General features: G+C 42.0%; 20 protein-coding genes and 1 pseudogene. 14 read left to right on the top strand and 7 right to left on the bottom strand.

The window, feature by feature from the left end; translation table 11 throughout:
• Window positions 1–19 precede the first annotated feature (19 nt).
• Window positions 20–280 carry a YebG family protein gene (locus tag AU074_RS29575; RefSeq protein WP_003212789.1) on the bottom strand — a complete coding sequence of 87 codons (261 nt, stop codon included), beginning with the start codon at window positions 278–280 and terminating at the stop codon, window positions 20–22.
• 465 nt (window positions 281–745) lie between these two features.
• Between AU074_RS29575 and AU074_RS29570 the strand changes: the two genes are divergently transcribed.
• From AU074_RS29570 to AU074_RS29550, 5 genes and pseudogenes are all read left to right on the top strand, one after another.
• Window positions 746–1,081, top strand: coding sequence for a DUF6124 family protein (locus tag AU074_RS29570; protein ID WP_076017713.1), 336 nt, complete (start codon window positions 746–748; stop codon window positions 1,079–1,081).
• A 283-nt stretch (window positions 1,082–1,364) separates the two neighbouring features.
• A pseudogene (locus AU074_RS29565) lies at window positions 1,365–1,607 on the top strand (phosphate-starvation-inducible PsiE family protein); the annotation flags it as partial.
• 145 nt (window positions 1,608–1,752) lie between these two features.
• Window positions 1,753–2,202 (top strand): phosphate-starvation-inducible protein PsiE, encoded by a 450-nt coding sequence (locus AU074_RS29560; protein WP_076017711.1) that lies wholly within the window; start codon window positions 1,753–1,755, stop codon window positions 2,200–2,202.
• A 21-nt stretch (window positions 2,203–2,223) separates the two neighbouring features.
• On the top strand, window positions 2,224–3,159 hold the full coding sequence (locus AU074_RS29555; RefSeq protein ID WP_076017710.1) for a hypothetical protein: 936 nt from the start codon (window positions 2,224–2,226) through the stop codon (window positions 3,157–3,159).
• The gene (locus AU074_RS29550; protein ID WP_076017709.1) at window positions 3,159–4,073 is read left to right on the top strand and encodes a hypothetical protein; all 915 of its coding nucleotides are present in this window, start codon (window positions 3,159–3,161) and stop codon (window positions 4,071–4,073) included. The genes AU074_RS29555 and AU074_RS29550 overlap by 1 nt, the downstream gene beginning before the upstream one ends.
• 2 nt (window positions 4,074–4,075) lie before the next feature.
• Here AU074_RS29550 and AU074_RS29545 read toward each other — a convergent pair whose 3' ends face one another.
• Window positions 4,076–5,101, bottom strand: coding sequence for a DNA adenine methylase (locus AU074_RS29545; RefSeq protein WP_076017708.1), 1,026 nt, complete (start codon window positions 5,099–5,101; stop codon window positions 4,076–4,078).
• Between the two features lie 686 nt (window positions 5,102–5,787).
• On the opposite strand from AU074_RS29545, the gene AU074_RS29540 reads away from it, so the two are divergent.
• From AU074_RS29540 to AU074_RS34095, 9 genes are all read left to right on the top strand, one after another.
• Window positions 5,788–6,114: a hypothetical protein gene (locus AU074_RS29540; protein WP_076017707.1), complete on the top strand. Its 327-nt coding sequence runs from the start codon at window positions 5,788–5,790 to the stop codon at window positions 6,112–6,114.
• A 49-nt stretch (window positions 6,115–6,163) separates the two neighbouring features.
• Complete coding sequence (locus AU074_RS29535) at window positions 6,164–6,676, top strand: hypothetical protein (protein WP_143503743.1); 513 nt, start codon at window positions 6,164–6,166, stop codon at window positions 6,674–6,676.
• A gap of 125 nt (window positions 6,677–6,801) precedes the next feature.
• Entirely contained in the window at window positions 6,802–7,185 is a 384-nt protein-coding gene (locus tag AU074_RS29530; RefSeq protein ID WP_076017705.1) for a hypothetical protein, read from the top strand.
• The gene (locus AU074_RS29525; protein WP_076017704.1) at window positions 7,182–7,658 is read left to right on the top strand and encodes a hypothetical protein; all 477 of its coding nucleotides are present in this window, start codon (window positions 7,182–7,184) and stop codon (window positions 7,656–7,658) included. The genes AU074_RS29530 and AU074_RS29525 overlap by 4 nt, the downstream gene beginning before the upstream one ends.
• Window positions 7,655–8,545 carry a hypothetical protein gene (locus AU074_RS29520; protein WP_076017703.1) on the top strand — a complete coding sequence of 297 codons (891 nt, stop codon included), beginning with the start codon at window positions 7,655–7,657 and terminating at the stop codon, window positions 8,543–8,545. The genes AU074_RS29525 and AU074_RS29520 overlap by 4 nt, the downstream gene beginning before the upstream one ends.
• A gap of 68 nt (window positions 8,546–8,613) precedes the next feature.
• The gene (locus tag AU074_RS29515; protein ID WP_076017702.1) at window positions 8,614–9,033 is read left to right on the top strand and encodes a hypothetical protein; all 420 of its coding nucleotides are present in this window, start codon (window positions 8,614–8,616) and stop codon (window positions 9,031–9,033) included.
• A 269-nt stretch (window positions 9,034–9,302) separates the two neighbouring features.
• On the top strand, window positions 9,303–9,749 hold the full coding sequence (locus AU074_RS29510) for a hypothetical protein (RefSeq protein WP_076017701.1): 447 nt from the start codon (window positions 9,303–9,305) through the stop codon (window positions 9,747–9,749).
• A gap of 96 nt (window positions 9,750–9,845) precedes the next feature.
• Window positions 9,846–10,052, top strand: a complete 207-nt coding sequence (locus AU074_RS33900; protein WP_143503742.1) for a hypothetical protein — start codon at window positions 9,846–9,848, stop codon at window positions 10,050–10,052.
• Between the two features lie 148 nt (window positions 10,053–10,200).
• Window positions 10,201–13,176: a hypothetical protein gene (locus AU074_RS34095; protein ID WP_159442645.1), complete on the top strand. Its 2,976-nt coding sequence runs from the start codon at window positions 10,201–10,203 to the stop codon at window positions 13,174–13,176.
• 26 nt (window positions 13,177–13,202) lie between these two features.
• Here the strand turns inward: AU074_RS34095 and AU074_RS34090 are convergent, their stop codons facing one another.
• From AU074_RS34090 to AU074_RS29485, 5 genes are read right to left on the bottom strand one after another with little or no spacing between them, the layout of a single operon-like run.
• Window positions 13,203–13,358 (bottom strand): hypothetical protein, encoded by a 156-nt coding sequence (locus AU074_RS34090; protein ID WP_159442644.1) that lies wholly within the window; start codon window positions 13,356–13,358, stop codon window positions 13,203–13,205.
• A 3-nt stretch (window positions 13,359–13,361) separates the two neighbouring features.
• Entirely contained in the window at window positions 13,362–14,507 is a 1,146-nt protein-coding gene (locus AU074_RS29500) for a zincin-like metallopeptidase domain-containing protein (protein WP_076017699.1), read from the bottom strand.
• 38 nt (window positions 14,508–14,545) lie between these two features.
• Window positions 14,546–15,043 (bottom strand): hypothetical protein, encoded by a 498-nt coding sequence (locus tag AU074_RS29495; protein ID WP_076017698.1) that lies wholly within the window; start codon window positions 15,041–15,043, stop codon window positions 14,546–14,548.
• Between the two features lie 56 nt (window positions 15,044–15,099).
• Entirely contained in the window at window positions 15,100–15,624 is a 525-nt protein-coding gene (locus tag AU074_RS29490; protein WP_076017697.1) for a hypothetical protein, read from the bottom strand.
• Window positions 15,621–16,139, bottom strand: coding sequence for a hypothetical protein (locus AU074_RS29485; protein WP_076017696.1), 519 nt, complete (start codon window positions 16,137–16,139; stop codon window positions 15,621–15,623). Before AU074_RS29485 ends, AU074_RS29490 begins: the two co-directional genes overlap by 4 nt.
• Between the last annotated feature and the right edge of the window lie 24 nt (window positions 16,140–16,163).

Genomic DNA, 16,163 nt, shown 5'->3' with positions numbered 1-16,163 from the left:
CGCCACTACCGGCAATGCATCACTCAGCCGCTGGCTGCCCAATCTCCGCCAACGCACTCGCATTGTTCTTGAACGCCGCCGCAAACGCCGCGCGGTTCTTGGCCATGAAAATACCGGCATCTTCTGCCTGCTTCTCGCTCAAGCCTTCGACGTTTTTCAACAGCACTTCCATCAGGGACTCTGCCAGTTCAAGCATCTGGTCGTGTGCGTCGGCAAGTTTGCGATCCACGAATGTAGTCTCCAGGTCACGGGTACTGCGATACAGGGTTTCAACAGCCATTTTTCGGCCTCGTCATCGGTGCAGTATTGAAGGGAGTTGCCCTTGGTTCGGGTGTCGCCAAGCGTTCTCGCGACTACTGTATTTATATACAGCTAAAAGCATAAGCCAATCCATGGGCTTTGGGTAGTGGCTTTTCAATGTAGTTGGAATCCGGGGGTTTGCAGCAAGAGAAATTTCTGACAACTTGCCGGGGTTGCGCCGGTTTCGTCCGTTCGCTTACCTTCCTCGGGCGCTGCAAATGCAGCGAACGGGCTTGGCGGCTCGGTAACGAAAGGCGTAACAACGTCCCAACAAGATTGCAGACGCTTCCTGGCGTTTGTATTCCTGTGTCATGACGGGTTGCGCATGGACCCTTCGGGGTGCCGGTTTTCTTCTTTCGTACCGGTCCGCCAACCTTGTGCAATCCGTCACCCAATCTGCTTGGCGGCAGATGGGGACGGCCCTTAATACGAAAGAGTCTGTGCCATGAAAAAGCTTACCCCAAGTCCCCCTTACGATTCACACACTGACACCCGTCTTCAAGCCGCAGCCAACCGCGCCATTGATCACTATCTGCGCCCTGAAACACCTGAACCACCTCCCGAATCCTCCTCGATTCTTTTCAGCGTTACGCCCAATGCCGACACGGAAACGTTACTCGCCAACGCCAGCGAAACCTTGAACAGTGCCCGTGAAATGGCCTGTAGCCTGGCTTTTGAGCTTGAGGGCCCACAGCGAAGTTTGCTTCTGGCGATCCACCAACTGCTCGAAATGAGTGGGTTATTGGTCGATCAAGCGTTGGATCAAGTCGCCCCGACCTGACCTAAATCACCCGGTCACCTGGATCATTCCCACGCTCTGCGTGGGAATGCATACCGCGACGCTCCGCGTCACCTCTACTCGAAACCATTGGGCATGGGACGCGGAGCGTCCGGGGCGGTATTCCCACGCAGAGCGTGGGAACGATCATCAAGCAGCAAGATAAGTGCCTCATATCACCCCGCCACCATCTCACTCCCTGTTCCCTGGCCTTTTTTCTGCATGCAGGGAAACCGTCACGTCCAACCCGCATTATCCGGTCGAGCCGACCTAAGGAAGTATCATCGTGAAAATCAACTGGGCTGAAAACCTGCGCAAGACCGTGCACCAACTGGCCGAGTCCTTGGGAAATCTGTTCGTCGAGACGTTCCACTACCTGGCGCTGTTCGCCATTGGTGCGGTGACCGCCTATGCAGCGGTTATGGAGTTTCTGGGGATGCTGGAAACGGGGCACATCAAGATCGATGACATCTTGCTGCTGTTCATCTACCTGGAACTGGGGGCGATGGTCGGGATTTACTTCAAGACGAAGATCAACGTTTCTAACAATTTATTTGAGTCGCTGAAAAACCGTGCAAGCCCCGTATCTGCTGGGTTATGGTCTGCCTGACCGATTTTCTGGCTGAAAAACCGTCTACCAAATTTGGTTATTTTCTATACAAGGTGCTGTGAGCATGTCAGAAGTCAAATGGGCGGATTCCCTGCGCAAAAAAATCCACGGCGGGGCTGATTCTGTCGGTAATTTATTCGTTGAAAGCTTTCATTATTTAGCACTTTTCGGAATTGGTGCTGTTACCGTTTATGCGGGTGTATCGTCATTCTTGGGAATGCTCCAACAACCAAAAATTTCTGTTGATGATATTTTATTGTTGTTTATTTATCTTGAATTACTGGCGATGACGGGCATTTATTTTAAAACAAACCATATGCCTCTGAGATTTTTGCTTTATATCGGCGTAACGGCTTTGATTCGTTTGCTGATTAGTGATGTTTCTCATCACAATGCGCCAGACATGGGAATCATCTATGTTTGCGGTGGTGTTTTGCTATTGGCAATTTCAATTCTTGTCGTTCGATATTCTTCCTCAAAATACCCAAGCATAAAAGAAAAATCAGAAAACTAAGTCAGTATATATGGAGTCCGTATGAAATCTTCAAAGGAATTCTTGCTAAATTTTCTTGATTTGTACCGCGAACAACGTGTTATGCATGTTGAAGCAAAACTTGTAGATAAAAAACCTTTGATTAAAAAGTCAGAAAGTGTTCTGGTTTGGGATAATCGCGGGATTTCAGAAAATTTAGCTATAGCCATTCTCTGTAGTGATTCATCCTTCAAAATAACACTGCATGAAAAAGATAATGAATTGTTGATTTCAACATCTAGCTTTACTGATGGTCATGACCTGCACAATCATTTATTTGAAAGTAAAGAAATACGATTTGAAGAAAGTGATGGTGAATTTGTATTTTTACTGGATAACAATAAGTTTGTTGTGAAAATGGTTGTAAAAAAATGGAAGGAATCGTTAGAGGAAAGCAGGAATACCAGAATTGAACGATTCAATGGTGATGAATATAACAATAGACATTTTGTTCATCATTTGTCCCTTCTTGAAGATCTGAAATGGAAGCTGAATTACCATTTTGTTGATGTTAAATTCACTAATAAGAAAACGAGTGAATCACAGATTTTTGAAAATCTCAAAATTGGGTCTACCTCTCGAAATTTTCAAGACATGCATGCAATTGGCATGGACAATATTGACGAAGGTACTTGTCTCGGACAAAAAATCAGGATTTCGACAGTCCCTTATTCTATGGTGCAGGATGGTGACTATTTAATTGATGATTTGCATAAAATGCATGTTCGATTCTTCACAGTCGTAGAGCGCGATAAAGCACCAGTCATAGGTCCAGTTGTTCTTAACAAATATTATAGTGAAAAAATTGGAAAAGATGATGCTCAATTTACGATTGAAGACGATGATTTCAAGGTTGATTTTGTCATAAACTATAATAAGCCCATAGATGAGTCTTGGGGTAATATGTTTAATAATCGTTATACCAAGGCAGATAGTTAATGAGTCAGTCAAATATATTTCTTGAAGAACTTGTCAGATCTTACAAGTTAGAAAGAATTTTGTCTGTTGAGATTCAGCATTCCGGTCTTGACACCTATAAATCAATACATCATAAAATTCAGTATTTTGATAATTCTGGAATTTCAGAAAATCTATCTGTATCAATACAAGACCTAGAAGGATTTTTTGGTGTAATTCTTCATCAGCAAGATTGCGCGATAAAGCTGGTTTATAAGAACAAAAACAAAGTGAAAGAAAAATGGGATGATGAAACTGACGATACTGCTCGGTTTATCATTCCTGATGGTACATACCGCTCCTATGATTTTGAAGAGGACGATGAGATTTATAGAGTTTTTGAAATTCCTTGTGAGGCTTGCACTATTAGGATTTACGTCAAGGTAAACAGTGAAAGCGCTTATAACACTGCATTTACAAGGTTCCGTGGAAAACTCAAAGACCTACATCACCACATGGAATTTTACCCGATAGAAGCGTCATTTAAAAATAAGCTGAGTGGCGAAACCGTGTCAATGCATGGAATGCGAGATAATGGATTTATGGGGCGTGACATTCCATATATTTATTACACGAACCAAATTTATGAACTCGATGATTCTGAAGAATATCTTGATCCTGAACGGCAATATGTTCATATTCGTGCTGAATCCTCGGACACACGAAAAGATATTTCTTTTAGATACAAGATATCAGTAATTCCTGAATTTCATTTCCCTAACGACGAATCGGCAAAAAAATACAGTTTCGTGGTACATGACTTTGAAGAAGCTTTTGACGAAGCTGGCTGCTGGGTTGTATTTGAAGATGAAAATTACAGCCTGACCTTTTCCATAAGGTTTGATGCGCCTCTGCAAGATCGAATCGAAGATATTGCAGAAAGATTTAAAGAGTAGAACTAGTAATTTGTAATTATCAAGTGTTGCACGCCTTGTTGATTTCTGTTTTTAAGATTCACGCTATAATTTTTATCGAACCGTACTACGTTGAATCTTTCTGAATAGAGGCTGAAAATTATATCAGTCTCTTTCACTAACACCATCACGTTAGCTTTGTATTTCAAAAGCGTGTCTCGCAACCTGATCTGATCTTCTCTCGTAAAATCTCTATCTGAATTGTATTTACTGAATCCATCATCGTAAGGTGGGTCAATAAATACAAAATCATTCTCGGCAAAATAATCAAAGTGCTTGAAAAACTCTTCGAAATCACTTGTATTGAAGTGGGTGTTTTGGAAAAATTGCGAATTGTGAGCGGATTCCATAGCGTCTAGGTTGTGAATCAATGAGCGGGAATCGTATGAGATACCAGCATAAGGCACGTTGAAATTGCCGGATTCTGAGTAGCGTGTCATGCCTGAGAAGGCAAATTGCTTCACTGCGTACCAGTGAGCGATGTGATTCACGTCAAGTGCGTTCGCGTGGTGGGCTTCGTTGTATATCTCACGCCAGACATAGTACAACGCGCCTGTGACGCTCGTTCTGTACTGAACAGCCACTTCATCGTATGAGAGTGGCGAATCGTTCACAGAGGCTCTGGCGAGATTCAGCTTGTCGATACGTGCAAGCTTCGACTTGAATTCACGGTTTAGATATTTCTTGAAAGAATGGTGTTGGTTGATTTTAGATGCAACGTCTAAAAAAGTATCATTTACCTCCAAATTTAAAGCTTTGAGCCTTTCATTGTGTAATTGAGTGAGAATTGACTTAAATTGCTCAAATTCGCTTGATTTGATGATTTCGTAAAATCTGATTAATTCACGGTTGAAATCATTCAGGATTGACTGATTCGATTCTAATGCTAGAAATACTGCGCCACCACCCACGAATGGTTCTATTACTCTGTCGAATTTTTTTGGTATGTGTTTTTTGATGATTTGTAGCTCTGAAGTCTTACCTCCTGCCCATTTTATAAGTGTTCTCAATTTGGTTGTGGATTGTTATTCCACAATTATACCACACGAGAATGCTCATATTTACTCTTTAGCTAAATCATTCTAAAAACTAATAAGCATTTAATCGCTTTTGCTTTAATCTTGAAAGAGTCAGCTGGGCGGGTAGGGTTATGGGTTTTAACTAATTTAGCATGACTTGTTCTCCCTTGCCGCGTAGCGAGTGGTTTCTAATAAGTAGTATTTCTAAATCAAACAATATTTTCTTTTGGAAAGTCTGCTTTCCAGTTCCCATTTTTTTGTTCCCTATATCAAGTTTTCATATTTGAATAAAAGTGCCATTACATTTCCACGGTCCTAATGTTTTTAAGATGTTGGCTTTTTCTTTAGCGCGTGATGCGTGCGCCCGCGTATATCAAGCACCCCCCTGAATTTAAAGGGCTGGACTATCGGTCAAAGTAACGAAAATTATGTTCAAAGTTTTTTTGCCTTAATTATGAACATTATAAATTTGACGTTGAAAGGGCATTTAAATCACAAATTTGAGGTTTGCTGTTTTTTTGAGCATAATAATAATGATGTTCAAAGTCACTTTATGTGTTCGGTTTGCACAGATTAATAAGGCTCTGTTATTTAATTAATAAAATATTTTCATTAATACACAGAAATGAGGATTTAATATGTTATATTTTTAAGACAGTCACAAGAAAGGTAAATAAATGAACTGCATAAAAATAAAAATGGACCTGAGTACACAAACGGCTTTGGCGGATTTAGCTAAAGAAAGTCAGAATGCCTATGTATTGCTAATGTATATTTGCATGAATTCAGAAGCTGCTAAGCGAACTGATGTAAAGATTACGCAATTCATTACATATGTGACTGCCGTTGAAATGGCTGAGTACATAGGTAAGTCAGAAGAAACGGTAAGAAGGGCTTTGGTTATACTTAAAAAAAGAAATCTAATAAATTGCGATATTCATGTCAAAGGGACTGAGATTAGTCCCTTGGTTTACATCGTAGAAGCTAAAATCAATAGATATTAAAAAAGACTGCTTGTAACAGTCTTTAAGAATAACTCAACGAGAAAAGAAAATGAGAAATCCTTTTATTAGTGTAGCAAATAAAAAAAGCAAATCAAGGTTCTATTTAAAAACCTATGATACTGCAACCGATGTATTGTCGGCGGTAGCTTTATGTAATGGATTATCCAGAGCAATTTTAGATATGGCAACCGTAGCTATGAATGTTAAGAATGAGTGTGAAGTAGATTTGCAGGATTTGGATAAAGCTCTTGGAATAAAAAGTGCAGTAACAAGGACGAAGGCACTTAATATTTTAAGGTTGATGAATTTAATTGAAACGTCAACCGGCAATCGAAGCGGCATTACAAAATTCAGAATTAATTTTCGTGCTTTTACAACTGATGTGGAATCGGACTTGGCGAAAGGCAAGGGTTTTAACGAGCCTTTGAATTTTGATGCATTGGACGCCGATGGCTTCATCAAAGAAAAAGCTATCAAATCCTATAAGGCTAGAAAGCCAGCGAAAGTAGATATTTTCTCTGATTTGGATGATTTTGCTGTAGATGTATCAAACTATATCTGAACACCAGTTTTATAGCGTTCAATCATAATCATAAATTATTAAAATAATAATTGTCTTTTATGCGTAATGGGTCTTATTTTTAATTATCAATATGGTATTATTAGTTAATAACCAAATAAATAATTATGAATACCATAAATCGATATTTAGATTGTCTAACAAAACTCTACAAGCTTCCGTCTTATTCCCCTGCATTGATTGAAGAATTCCTAAAGCTGGTTGATGCTGACGGTATCATTGAGCTTACCAAGTGGAGAAAGGAAAATATTGCTGAGGCAATTGGTATAAACGTTTACACTATAAACAATGCCTTGCAAGTTTATAAAGCCAAAAAAATAGTTAATTGGGAAGCTGTCAGTGTTTTTACTCTAAATAAAGAGCTTTTCGGCTCGATCTTTAATAACGCCTACGATGATGGTTTTCCTGAATTTGAAGTTGTGTTTTGCAGAATTATTGCGTGCAATAATTCGATAGATAAGGTTGTGATTAGAAAAGTGGGTGCAATATGAATCTCTCAATCAACGAAATTAAAGATGGGGAATTCGATTCTTACATAAAAGTTTTTGGCTATGCTTATAGAATGATTGCGGCGGTAAATATGGCTAATCGATTATCAGGCGTGATTCTGATGATAGTGACTCATAAGATGGATGCCAACAACGAGCTGATGTTAAGCACTGCTGAATTAGATAAAGCATTGGGTATTGGCGATGCTTCAACAAGAACGAAAGCAATGAATATTTTGCGTTTATCAAACCTCGTTGAGATCAAATACGATAATAGGTTTGGTATTTATAGAGTTAGGGTCAACACAAAAGCGTACCAGCGTGGCAGAAAAAAACGCACACCTAATAAAAATAAGCTTTTCAGTGAAGATTTAAATTTTGATATTTTGGGAAATGACGGGTTAATCAAACAGTCAGCTATTGATGGATACAAGGTCAATCCAGCAAGGAAAGTCAAAAACGTAGGTGCTGTATGACCTTCGTCAGACTCTCAAATACAGAGCTTGAGACCAAGCGTATGAGTGAGGCTACTAATCAGCTTCACGCTCTCCAAGCAGATCGCTACATCGTCATCCTAACACCTTCCAAAGCGCTCAAAGCGAAGGGTAGGAGTGCTTATACGTTCGGGATACCCGGCAACCTAGGCAATAGGGCCAAAGGCTACACACGCTCAGAGCTTCTTGACCATAGTGTGTTGTCTTCCTTGGCGCAAAGGAATGCCAATGGTTATTCAGTCGGGATCAAGTGCAAATCCACGCGCTACCACTACGCGAGCCTCTATGACGTGTCACACGATGAGCTATTGAGGCTGAAAGACAATGACGTGCAAGCTTGCCTTGTGTCTGTCGTGCGTAAGAATGTGCATTGTGAACGCTTCTTCGCTGTTGTCATGCGCTTCGAGAAAACAGACGCTGCTGGTGATGTGTTGTATGCGGCTAAGGTTAGCGGGTCATACCAACTCGCTTATGGCGAAAAGACTCAAAAAGACTTGGAATGCTGTATCCCTTTGTGTGGTTTCAAGGACTTGAAAAGTGGCATGTTCGTGAATGCCAATTGCTTCAAAGATAGGAACTGCCCTACGTCGAAGGAGCGCTACCAGACGTTCGCAAGGATTGGCTATGCCAGTCAACTCCAGGGTGATGCCCCAGCGTTGATTCGTGAATGCGGTAATGATTTATATTTTGAATCCTGTCGTGAATTGATTATTTTCAAAGCCTCAAAAGCTGGTGACAGAATTTATCCGATTGAAATTGATAAACGTTTGGTAAATCAGCTTGTGAAAGAAAAATATGATTTTGCTGAAATTCAAAATTTCATGGCGAACCGTCTAAAACCAAAGGTCTTGGAGTCGGTTGATTTTTGATCAATTGATCTCTTGCACTGCGTTACGGATCGATCAATAATTTGCTCATACCCGAGGGAATGAGCCAAATGAACCTTCCAGAAAACGTTTTTGAAAACCCCTACAAAGCTGGTCAATACCTCCAATTCACGATGGATGTGCAAACCATCGTCCCCCATCTGATTGCTACCCTCGCTTTCTACCAAACCTTTGTGATTTCCGAAGATCTGGCTATGACCAATCATGAATTGGCTTTGAAAGAATTGATTTATGAAGAAACGGCGTTGGCTGAATTCTTTGCCATTCATGACGTTTTGGCTTGCTATTTTGGTCAGTATGGTGATCTCGACATCGAAGCAGTGTGGCTTGATTACGTGAAGGACTTCACTGAACAAATCACTGATGCCGATGTACAGGACGCTGGTCAGGTTATTTTCAAGTCCTTCTGTTTTCGCGCTTACAAGGAAGAATCTGTTCGTTCTGAATGGAGCGATGCAGAAATAATTTAAATATTTCCCTTAAATGTCTTGTTTTCTTTTCCGAAATGCTATTATAGATAAGTAGGCAGATAAAATAGTTATTTGGTTATAGATTTTCGATTCTGCCTATTATTTTCATATATATTGTAAATAAACTTCTCCGAGTTTTGAAACCGCCACCCGTAGGCGGTTTTTTTTATTTCTTGTTTTTATCAATCACAAAATTCGTTTTATCCTATTGCTTAAGCTGGTTGATCGATCAATCATTACCCATAGCGAATTCATAGAGGCCAAACCTAATGGCTTGGACATTCAAAGACCGATACAAACCAACGCGCACTGTGACTGTCGATTCTGACGTTCCAGCCAAACTGAAACGGCTTGCTGAAACCTTTGAGGCTTTCCGTCAATTCAACGGATTCACGCCTTCTGAACAAAAGCAGGCAATGGAATCTATTGGTGGTGATTACTCAACGCTAATCAAGATGCATACCACCATTTCTTTCTGTCTTGGCACTTACGATGTCGAAGATGATTTCTACTACTCGTATTATTGCAATGCAGTGCAAACGCATTTAATAGATGTACATCCAGCCTTTGCTGCAAAGAAGTTTTCAGAATATATCTGCTTCATGCGTCATCAAAACGAACTTTTGGAGGAGTGTCAATTTCTGAAAGACAATGTAGAAATGCCGTCGTTTGACCTAATTATAAAGGAGTGTACAGATTCCTTCGACAAGCAATAAACGTACTATAATATTTATTTAAAATAGTTTGCTTATTGCATCGTTTTACTATTTCGAAATGATATAATTTCGATATAACCAAATAAAAGAGACAAAATGAAAAAAATTATCGCAGCAACAATCATGATTTTAGCTTCATCAGTAGCAGTAAACGCAGTAGCCGGTAATGGTAGCGGCAATCCGAAGAACGATGATTACTATTACGTTAAGCCAGATCCTACGCCTGTGATGATTTGGAAAGATGGCAGCCTTGTGCGTAATCCTGCTTACTTCGACAAAGATTCCTTGTACATGAAAAAATAAAATTACCTTTAGGAAGCCACACTTTTGTGGGGCTTTTTTATGAGCTTTATTTGAGTAGGTTGATTGCGGTTGTTATTTTCGTTGTGTTAGCGAAGAAAAATATAGGGGTAAAATGGTATAATTAGCACATGACTACATAACAATTAACATGAATAAAATAGCAATAATAAGTGCGTTGGGATTTTTTGCTTTTTCTGAACAAGCGTTGGCTGGAATCAATTCTTCTACCACAAACATCGTGAGCCTTGCTTGTAAAACCGGCTTCACCACCGATCCTGCTGGATACGAATTTGGAGGAGTTGACCGAGGATATGCTTATTATCACGAATATTACGATAGATTTGTAACGCCCCCTCATTACCTTATTTTAGATTCCGTGTCGGGTGATTATTCTGACGCGCCCGGACTCACACTCGAAGGCAAAACGACCGAGGAATTAACAGATTTCGTCACTCGTTTTGGTTATGAAGATCCTGCCGCTCCATTGCTTGCCTGCTACCCAAAGGTTACTGCGCCCGTGGTGCCTGTTGATCCAGTGGCTCCTACGTTTTCCTTTGACAATACGATTCTTGCGGCATGCCCACTCGGTATGACCGTAGGTGGTGTTGCCGGGGCTTCGACCTATCGAACTGGGACTATTCCTTTCTACACAAAGTATGACTACAACACAGGCAAAGGCTCGTATTTCTTGAAGAGCTTTAACGGCGTGTTTTCACCTATTCCTGAGACTGACAATGGCGATGGAACGACCTCATTTCCTTCATTCGGAGCAAATGATGTTGATCTGTATGGGAAGTGGAATGAAGGCTCTGTTGAAGCCTGTGTGACTCCTCCTGCGCCGGTTGATCCTACGCCTCCAACTGAGCCTGTTACGCCCACAAATCCGACTAACCCTGACAAAGGATACGAAGCGGTTTCGGCATTGGAATTCCGTGAGTATTGCCCTGTTGGTTACTCGGTTGGTGGTGGCGCCGGGGCAAGCCTTCTTCGCCTCGGAACCATCCCGATTTTCACAAATTATGTAGGTGAGACAAACACCACGTACTGGTCGATGCGTAGCAACAAATCGGGTGCGTACACCACGTTTTACTCTGCTCAATCCGCTGTGGGAATCATCCCTTATCCAGAGGCTACACAGTCCTTGGTGAACATCTATGGTTCTATGAATCCGGGTAGCGAGCAACCTTGCTTGCCAGTCTTTGAGACTCCTGCAGTTCCCACGTACAGCTTCGATTTGCCGTACAACGAATACTGCTCGTTTGGTGAAACGGTGGGTGGAATCGCGGGTGGTAGCACGTCGAGAACAGGCAAGGTTCCTGTCTATTATCTCTTCGATTCTGTGACCTTCACGTCAAAGAATTATTTCTTCGACGGCTCTGATTACGTGCCTATCAAGATGGTTGAAATGAACGGATTTTCTACGTTCCCGACTATCACCAAAGAAATGGTTCAGAAATATGGTGCGATGGACACGAACAGCATTGAGATATGCAAAGCCGTTCCTGCGCCTCCTGTTGAGCCGATTCCGCCACAAGCTGGATGGACTGAATATGGCGATGAAACCTGCGCCGTGGGATCGACTTCTGGCGGGATAGAAGGTGGTGCGACAACACGTTGGGGCGAGGTAGCCGTTTGGGTTTCTACTGACCAGTACAGCAAGACCCACTACTTTTTCAAGGCTGCTTCCAGTGGTGCCTTGACTGAGTTCAGGTATGAGGATTTTCCGAATTATTATGTGAATTACAGCTTTGGTCCAAGCGTTATAGACCAGTACGGCGTGTGGGATTCAGACAGCGTTCTGACGTGTTCGCCAGTGCGTACATCAACTGACCAGATTGAAGTCGAGACAGTGGCTTGTGAGGCTCCGTTGACCGGCTTCATCACACACGAAAGAACCTACAAATCATGGTCGGATGGTGTGAAGGATTCTTACTCTGAATGGAAGACGACAGCCAATCATTGCATAGCGCCTACACAGCCTCCCGTGGAGCCACCTGTAACTAAGCCTACGGAGCCGGAAGAACCGCCAGTAGTGACGCCACCAGTCACTGAGCCTGTGGAACCCATAGATCCTGTTGAACCTATCGATCCTCCTGTGACTGAGCCAGTGCCGCCAGTGGACGATAAATTCACTCACTTATCTGATTTCAGAAGCTCGTCCAAGGCTTGTGATGAGGCTCAAACTGGCTCGATTCAGTACAACGAACACAGATCATACGACTTCTATCCAAACCCACTGCCAGACGGAACCATCAAGAATGACACTGGCTGGGTGATGACTGTTGTGAACACATGCAAAGACATCGAAGACGATGTGATTGACGTTGAGGAGGGTGAGCAAAACGAAGAGTGCCCTGCCGGTGCTGTCGGTCAAATCGTCGTAAAAGGTCAGTGGATAACCAAGGCTTTGAGTGGCAAAACGTGGCATGAAACGAGTCGCTTGGACTACTGCGTTTTTGACATCGATAACTTCATCACTGAATCGATTTCTGAGGATTGCCCGGATGGTCAGACTGGTACGATTACTAAGGTCCGCTACCTTGCGATTAAAACGGATGGGACGACCTCGTATCCCTATGGAGAAGACTACAAAAGGGCGAGTGACACATGTGTAATGGCTGGCTCGTCTGACGATTCTGCTACGCCTGCCGATCAGTCAAAGCCCGTGGGATTGTTGAGAAATCAAACTGTCCGTGCAGAAGACACAGCTCAAATTCAGAAAATGACTGATTACATTGATTCTGTGAGTATTAATGCAGATGGTGCGTATAAGCTCAGTATTGTAGCGAGCAAAATTGGTACGAAAGGCATTGATGCTGCACGAATTGGAACGTTGATTAATTCTTGGTATGGAAAGACAAAAGGCACTGTCAGTTTTGTATTGATGACTCCTGCGTCAGATTTTGTAGGATTTGGCGATATAACATCTGCAAATGCAAAATCCATTATCTTACTGAATTCCACATTCAATCAAAAAAATGGCGCACTGGTAGTCAGCTATAAAGAGACACAGAAAAGCCTGAAATCTCAGGATGTGAAAAGTTTTGAAATCCCATTCATAGACCTTTCGAAAACCGGAAAGTCGCTCAAATACATTCGACTGGGAGACAAGCAACTGGATTAAAAAGAGCCTCGTATGAGGCTTTTATGTTAATTGATTATCAGGTCTGGTGGGTATCCAAGCATTTGTGTTTCTGGTTCTGGAACGTCAAACTCTTCAATCAGTCCGCCTTCCTCCATCATTTTTCGAAGAAATGGGATTTCATCGCGTATCTCTTGCTCGATTTGTTCGTGTGATTTTTTCATTGGTTATCTCTTGTAGGTTGATTTTTTGTAGGTTTTCTTCACTGCCTCGTTTGAGGCTTCTTGTTTTTCCGGTTCAGCTTTGGCTATCAGCCTTTCCTTTACTAATTCACTGATCTTCAAATCAGGGTTGGCTTTGAGCTTGAGTATCAAATTTTGCTCGATCAGGTGGATGATGCTCGACGCCGTTCTGTCAGCGTCATTTGCAGCCTTAAAAACCTGAGTCGTGTCCTTGCTGTACGCCCGTTTAGCCCAACCGGCGTCATACGTGGTGTGGTTCTTCATGAACCCTGCATCAAGGTCTTTTTGGGTCGATGGGTCTATGTGCAGGTCGAAATACTTGACCACTGCCTGTGCTGACAGATTGGCTACCAGCTCTTCATACGCTCGATGCTCGATCCCTTCTGAGTAGTGACGTAGAGAAGGGCGGTTCTTGCGTGTTTCATGCCCGTAGGAGTGCGAGGTTTCGTGTAGGAGGGTGTTCGTTTCGTGGAGACGGCTCTTGAAGTGGGAGCTTGGATTCATGTAAATCGTGTCTTCTCCGGGACGATAGTGATTCGTGCCAGCCAAGCGCTTCAAGGGTGTTGGTATAGTCTCTAAAAGGGCTTGATAGACGGTTTCTAGCTCTTCTGGTGTGGCTTTCTGCTGATACTGGCTCATCAGTTTATGAACAGCTTCTGGACGTTCGCCGGTAAATTGGCCGAGGTTGAAGACTGGGGTCAGTTTCGAAGCCCTGCGGTAGATGACCTTACCTTTCGAGTCTCCGACACCGAGCAGATCTGGCTCCTTGGATTTTTCATCTTTGAAGAAGCCAATGGGTGCTCCAAATCGATTCACTATGAAGTCACTTTTCTCTCCCTTGTTGCTGAGTCCAGCGGTGAAGCCTTGCTTAGCAGTGAGGTAAAAAGGCAGTTCATAACCCTTGTCGTTGGCAAGCTGGGTCAGGAGAATTGTGTTTTCGAGGTTGTAAACGGTCTTGGTGATGGGGTTCATGTATTTTATTTTAAAGGTTGGGCTATTCCAAATCAGATCTTCGTCACTTGCCATTGCATCCGCAATTTTTTCGACCTGAGATTTAAGAAAGTCATCGGTTCTGATATTCCCAGCTTCAATGAAATCGGTTTTTTCTTTTGGTTCTAACGCTTTTGTCATTTTATTATAGTATTTGTTTGTACTCTGATTTTACCATTTCAGTAAGCTCGTATCTGGTAATACAAATACTCTTCATTGAAAAAGTCGCTTAGCATGAAGTCAACAAAGGTAGTCGATTCAGGTTCATCAATGGATGAATAGGTAGCAATGGCTTCGTCAAACTCATATTCATGACCATTAAGGTAAAATTTGAAAGAGACTGATTCGTGAAATGCTTTACCATTCAAGGGAAATAGTTGTCCTGAATTCGGTTCGTATAGAAAATCGTAATTGGTTATTGGTGTTTCGTCATGCTCATCAAAAACATTTGAAGAAATTGAAAAGATGTGTCGGTCGTGGATTTGAAAGCCGGTTAACCTGCCTAGGTAGAAGGAAGTATAATCAGCGCTTTCTTTTTTGTATTTGCGGTGTAGATCGTAGGTGGCGCGCTTTGTCAGTGTGTCGGTGGGCAATGGATGGTCTGTTAGTAAATAAAAGTCTTTACCCAATTCAACGCCATTTTCCAAAAATGCTTTTTCGCTTGTGTATAATTTCATGGTTCTCTCTGATCTGATTATTTCCCTTCACTCCTGCAAAGCAGGGGAGTGGCTGTTTAGTATTTTAAAAGTGCGTGTAAGGCTACGGCTTCTTCAAAGGCTGGATGATGAGCGAAATCATAAAAGCATTTACAGTCCAAATCTTCTGAACCAAAGCAATAAGCGCTGATAGCGTCTCTATAATCAACATTCCCAATCCTCCTAGTCGTATCCTTTGAGCCATCTTTTAGGTTGAAGTACCTTATCAAAAGTTCTTTCTCTGCCTTGTCTTCGTAAACTGCATGCACAACCACTGAACCATCAGGGTCTGTCCTACCTTTATAGCTTGCAAGGAAATAGAATTCTTGAGTTTCTTCATTCATTGTGACGCTGTGTAAAAATATTAGCTCCGTTGGTATGTTATTGGTGTATTCATTTTGTGCGTAGAATTGTAGGTAGCTGCGCGTAGTATTTTCTGCTTTGTTTTCTCCATCATGTATTTCGAAGGGGTCGAGTTTGCACGCTGTATTACCAAGTGTTCCAACGATGGGATTTTCTGCAAAAGCATTCTTTAAGCGGATTTGCTCAGTGATGAATTTCATTTCAACACCTCCGCGCCTTCCTTTAAGGTATCTTTCACTTCCTGAATTTTATCCCTGGCTCTTTCTTTGATCGTCTTGCCGAATTTCACATCACCGTTTGAAAGGAGATAATTTCTGATATTTCTGTTGATTCGTTTAACAAGTACGAAGTGAACTTTACTGACGATAAACGTAACGATGAGCATTAGGATGATTGAGCAGAAATAAGCGACATGGATGATTGCTGTTGAACCAGTGCCGCTTGCTGTCATTTCGATGTTTACGTACAGCAAGATTCCTTGCCAGATACTCTCTATCGTCATGATGGTGATAGGTAAAGCCATAGCGTTTTTCAGAAATGGATTTCTACGTATGTATATTTCAATGATGTAAAACCAAGCAAGCCAGCCGATTGGAGCTGCAACGGCACCAAAGAAAAGCAGGGCGTAAATTTTTGGAATGCTTTTAGTCTGTTCTACCCATTTCTTAAATTTGGCTATCGTATTAGCTTTTTGTTCATCGTATTCGTATTCCATGTTGTTCGTAGTTTGTTTCCTTAA

It is taken from the genome of Pseudomonas sp. ATCC PTA-122608 (assembly GCF_001952855.1).
Classification (GTDB): Bacteria; Pseudomonadota; Gammaproteobacteria; order Pseudomonadales; family Pseudomonadaceae; genus Aquipseudomonas.
The sequence above is the reverse complement of the archived record's forward strand: the minus strand, read 5'-3'. Positions and strand labels throughout refer to the sequence as shown.